The organism is Cellulomonas sp. B6, from assembly GCF_001462455.1.
Taxonomy (GTDB): Bacteria; Actinomycetota; Actinomycetes; order Actinomycetales; family Cellulomonadaceae; genus Cellulomonas.
The window spans coordinates 1-5,468 of record NZ_LNTD01000258.1 but is presented as its reverse complement, the minus strand read 5'-3'; the positions used below and the strand labels follow the sequence as shown (position 1 = coordinate 5,468).

Genomic DNA, 5,468 nt, shown 5'->3' with positions numbered 1-5,468 from the left:
GGAACGGGCCGGGGAGGGTTTCGGTCCTCCGCACGCCGAGTCCGGTGGCTCGTCAACCGGACGTCGTACCTGGTGAACGAGGAAACCTCGTGAACGACGAAAGGCCCACCCCGTGAGGGGTGGGCCTTTCGTTGAATGATTGTCCGGCGGCGTCCTACTCTCCCACACCCTGGCGAGTGCAGTACCATCGGCGCTGAAGGGCTTAGCTTCCGGGTTCGGAATGGGACCGGGCGTTTCCCCTTCGCTATGACCGCCGTAACGCTGTCGAGTTGTCAACGGGTTCCCGTTGGTTTCTCGGGAACCGCACAGTGGACGCGTAGCAATGAATGAGTTAGTCAAGTTGTCGGCTTATTAGTACCGGTCAGCTGCGGCAGTCTTTAGTCCTGCCTTCCACATCCGGCCTATCTACCCAGTGGTCTAGCTGGGAGCCTCTCGGGGACGAGCCCCGTGGAAACCTCATCTTGAAGCAGGCTTCCCGCTTAGATGCTTTCAGCGGTTATCCCTTCCGAACGTAGCCAACCAGCCGTGCTCCTGGCGGAACAACTGGCACACCAGAGGTTCGTCCGTCCCGGTCCTCTCGTACTAGGGACAGCCCTTCTCAAGTTTCCTGCGCGCGCAGCGGATAGGGACCGAACTGTCTCACGACGTTCTAAACCCAGCTCGCGTACCGCTTTAATGGGCGAACAGCCCAACCCTTGGGACCTACTCCAGCCCCAGGATGCGACGAGCCGACATCGAGGTGCCAAACCATGCCGTCGATATGGACTCTTGGGCAAGATCAGCCTGTTATCCCCGGGGTACCTTTTATCCGTTGAGCGACGGCGCTTCCACAAGCCACCGCCGGATCACTAGTTCCGACTTTCGTCCCTGCTCGACCTGTCAGTCTCACAGTCAAGCTCCCTTGTGCACTTGCACTCGCCACCTGATTGCCAACCAGGCTGAGGGAACCTTTGAGCGCCTCCGTTACATTTTAGGAGGCAACCGCCCCAGTTAAACTACCCACCAGGCACTGTCCCTGATCCGGATCACGGACCGAGGTTAGATGTCCAGAGCGACCAGAGTGGTATTTCAACGTTGACTCCACCGACACTGGCGTGCCGGCTTCACAGTCTCCCACCTATCCTACACAAGCCGCACCGAACACCAATACCAAGCTATAGTAAAGGTCCCGGGGTCTTTCCGTCCTGCTGCGCGTAACGAGCATCTTTACTCGTAGTGCAATTTCGCCGAGTTCGCGGTTGAGACAGCGGAGAAGTCGTTACGCCATTCGTGCAGGTCGGAACTTACCCGACAAGGAATTTCGCTACCTTAGGATGGTTATAGTTACCACCGCCGTTTACTGGGGCTTAAATTCTGAGCTTCGCTCAAAGAGCTGACCCGTCCTCTTAACCTTCCAGCACCGGGCAGGCGTCAGTCCGTATACATCGTCTTGCGACTTCGCACGGACCTGTGTTTTTAGTAAACAGTCGCTTCTCCCTGGTCTCTGCGGCCCTCCACGCTCACCACCGCACGGGTGGATCACGCTTGAGGCCCCCCTTCTCCCGAAGTTACGGGGGCATTTTGCCGAGTTCCTTAACCACGATTCTCTCGATCGCCTTGGTATTCTCTACCTGACCACCTGAGTCGGTTTGGGGTACGGGCGGCTAGAACCTCGCGTCGAAGCTTTTCTTGGCAGCATAGGATCACCCAATTCCCGCTGAAGCGGTTACCGTCGGTTCTCAGGCTTCACCAGGTGCGGATTTGCCTACACCTGACCCTACGACCTTGGACGTGGACTACCATCGCCACGCTGGGCTGCCTTCCTGCGTCACTCCTGTTAATACGCTTACCTACTACCGGTTCGGGTCCCGTGCTCCCCTGCCCCGGTGTCCCGAAGGACGATGGGGCAGGCTCGGACGGTAAGCATCACCGGGCTCGGTATGGGCGGTTCTTCGCCGGTACGGGAATATCAACCCGTTGTCCATCGACTACGCCTGTCGGCCTCGCCTTAGGTCCCGACTTACCCAGGGCGGATTAGCCTGGCCCTGGAACCCTTGGTCATTCGGCGGACGGGTTTCTCACCCGTCATTCGCTACTCATGCCTGCATTCTCACTCGTGTCGCCTCCACCACTGGGTTCCCCCGCGGCTTCGCTGGCGACACGACGCTCCCCTACCCATCCACACGACTGAACCACGAAGGCTTGTCTCGAGTGTGAATGCCACAGCTTCGGCGGTGTGCTTGAGCCCCGCTACATTGTCGGCGCGGAATCACTTGACCAGTGAGCTATTACGCACTCTTTCAAGGGTGGCTGCTTCTAAGCCAACCTCCTGGTTGTCTGTGCAACTCCACATCCTTTCCCACTTAGCACACGCTTAGGGGCCTTAGCTGGTGGTCTGGGCTGTTTCCCTCTCGACTACGGAGCTTATCCCCCGCAGTCTCACTGCCACGCTCTGGCTTACCGGCATTCGGAGTTTGGCTAACGTCAGTAACCTGGTGGGGCCCATCGGCTATCCAGTAGCTCTACCTCCGGCAAGAAACGCGTGACGCTGCACCTAAATGCATTTCGGGGAGAACCAGCTATCACGAAGTTTGATTGGCCTTTCACCCCTAACCACAGGTCATCCCCCAGGTTTTCAACCCTGGTGGGTTCGGGCCTCCACGCGGTCTTACCCGCGCTTCACCCTGCCCATGGCTAGATCACTTCGCTTCGGGTCTAGAGCACGCGACTACGGTCGCCCTATTCGGACTCGCTTTCGCTACGGCTTCCCCACACGGGTTAACCTCGCCACGTACCACTAACTCGCAGGCTCATTCTTCAAAAGGCACGCCGTCACCCCTGCTAGGGAGGCTCCGACGGATTGTATGCACACGGTTTCAGGTACTATTTCACTCCCCTCCCGGGGTACTTTTCACCTTTCCCTCACGGTACTTGTCCGCTATCGGTCACCAGGTAGTATTTAGGCTTACACAGTGGTCTGTGCAGATTCACTCCGGGTTTCTCGGGCCCGGAGCTACTTGGGATCCCCTTCGGGAGGCCACGCCATTTCGTCTACGGGGGTAACACCCTCTGTGCCGGGCCTTTCAATGCCCTTCGACTATGACGCGACTTTCTGACTCCCTGCTGCTTCGGCAGAAGCAACGGAAAGGTCCCACAACCCCGTACGCGCAACGCCTGCCGGCTATCACACGCGCACGGTTTGGCCTGATCCGCTTTCGCTCGCCACTACTCACGGAATATCTCTTCCTGCCGGTACTGAGATGTTTCACTTCCCGGCGTTCCCTCCACTCACCCTATATATTCAGGTGAGGGTCACCGCACATGACTGCGGCGGGGTTTCCCCATTCGGAAATCCTCGGATCACGGTTCGTTTGCCAACTCCCCGAGGCTTATCGCAGGCTACTACGTCCTTCTTCGGCTCCTGGTGCCAAGGCATCCACCCTGTGCACTTATAAACTTGACCACAAAGATCATTCAAAGATGCTCGCGTCCACTGTGCAGTTCTCAAGCAACCACCGGTCACCCCCAGCACCCGGCGCCTACCGCACCCACACCACCACCACCCCAAGGGCAGCACCAGCGCAGATCCAGCGGTTCAACCGGACCGAAGGTCCCGACCAAGGCAACATCCCCTCACGGGCTGTTCCCTCAGGACCCAACAGCGTGCCAGGCCGACCCGCACCGAACCGGTAGACCTCCGTTCCCTCCTCCCAGGCGAACCTGAGAGCGTACTAGGAGCCACCAGCTCAACGAGCCGGCCAGTAGTCGATGTTCCACCCTCGAGCACCACCCCGATCGCGTTCGGACCGGGCGTGGGCCTGGACAACCATCCCGCCCCATGACAGGACGACCAGCTGCCAGATGCTCCTTAGAAAGGAGGTGATCCAGCCGCACCTTCCGGTACGGCTACCTTGTTACGACTTAGTCCTAATCGCCAGTCCCACCTTCGACGACTCCCCCCAAAAGGTTGGGCCATCGGCTTCGGGTGTTACCGACTTTCATGACTTGACGGGCGGTGTGTACAAGGCCCGGGAACGTATTCACCGCAGCGTTGCTGATCTGCGATTACTAGCGACTCCGACTTCATGGGGTCGAGTTGCAGACCCCAATCCGAACTGAGACCGGCTTTTTGGGATTCGCTCCACCTCGCGGTATCGCAGCCCTTTGTACCGGCCATTGTAGCATGCGTGAAGCCCAAGACATAAGGGGCATGATGATTTGACGTCATCCCCACCTTCCTCCGAGTTGACCCCGGCAGTCTCCCATGAGTCCCCGGCATAACCCGCTGGCAACATGGGACGAGGGTTGCGCTCGTTGCGGGACTTAACCCAACATCTCACGACACGAGCTGACGACAACCATGCACCACCTGTACACCGACCTTGCGGGGCGCACATCTCTGCACGTTTCCGGTGTATGTCAAGCCTTGGTAAGGTTCTTCGCGTTGCATCGAATTAATCCGCATGCTCCGCCGCTTGTGCGGGCCCCCGTCAATTTCTTTGAGTTTTAGCCTTGCGGCCGTACTCCCCAGGCGGGGCACTTAATGCGTTTGCTGCGGCACGGAATCCGTGGAATGGACCCCACACCTAGTGCCCAACGTTTACGGCATGGACTACCAGGGTATCTAATCCTGTTCGCTCCCCATGCTTTCGCTCCTCAGCGTCAGTTGCGGCCCAGTGACCTGCCTTCGCCATCGGTGTTCCTCCTGATATCTGCGCATTCCACCGCTACACCAGGAATTCCAGTCACCCCTACCGCACTCTAGTCTGCCCGTACCCACTGCAAGCCCCAGGTTGAGCCTGAGGTTTTCACAGCAGACGCGACAAACCGCCTACGAGCTCTTTACGCCCAATAATTCCGGACAACGCTTGCGCCCTACGTATTACCGCGGCTGCTGGCACGTAGTTAGCCGGCGCTTCTTCTGCAGGTACCGTCACTTTCGCTTCTTCCCTGCTGAAAGCGGTTTACAACCCGAAGGCCGTCATCCCGCACGCGGCGTCGCTGCATCAGGCTTGCGCCCATTGTGCAATATTCCCCACTGCTGCCTCCCGTAGGAGTCTGGGCCGTGTCTCAGTCCCAGTGTGGCCGGTCGCCCTCTCAGGCCGGCTACCCGTCGTCGCCTTGGTGGGCCATTACCCCACCAACAAGCTGATAGGCCGCGAGTCCATCCTCCACCGATAAATCTTTCCAGACGCTACAGATGCCCGTGCGTCTCGTATCCGGTATTAGACCCCGTTTCCAAGGCTTATCCCAGAGTGAAGGGCAGGTTACTCACGTGTTACTCACCCGTTCGCCACTGATCCCCCCAGCAAGCTGAGGTTCACCGTTCGACTTGCATGTGTTAAGCACGCCGCCAGCGTTCGTCCTGAGCCAGAATCAAACTCTCCGTGAATGTTCATCAGCCACCCACCAGCCCGAAGACCAGCAAGCAACAGACACCACAAAGAACCCCCTCGAAAGAGGGCATCAACTGGCATCATCCCTGATCC

Annotated in this window: 3 rRNA genes; all 3 read right to left on the bottom strand. The window is 58.6% G+C overall.

The annotated features are described in order from the left end of the window. Positions 1-141: 141 nt before the first annotated feature. A 5S ribosomal RNA gene (gene rrf, locus ATM99_RS17530) occupies positions 142-258 on the bottom strand. A 73-nt stretch (positions 259-331) separates the two neighbouring features. Beyond that, a 23S ribosomal RNA gene (locus ATM99_RS17525) occupies positions 332-3,442 on the bottom strand. A gap of 409 nt (positions 3,443-3,851) precedes the next feature. Continuing rightward, positions 3,852-5,371: ribosomal RNA gene (locus ATM99_RS17520) — 16S ribosomal RNA — on the bottom strand. Together the 16S, 23S and 5S rRNA genes form the textbook arrangement of a ribosomal RNA operon. Positions 5,372-5,468 lie beyond the last annotated feature (97 nt).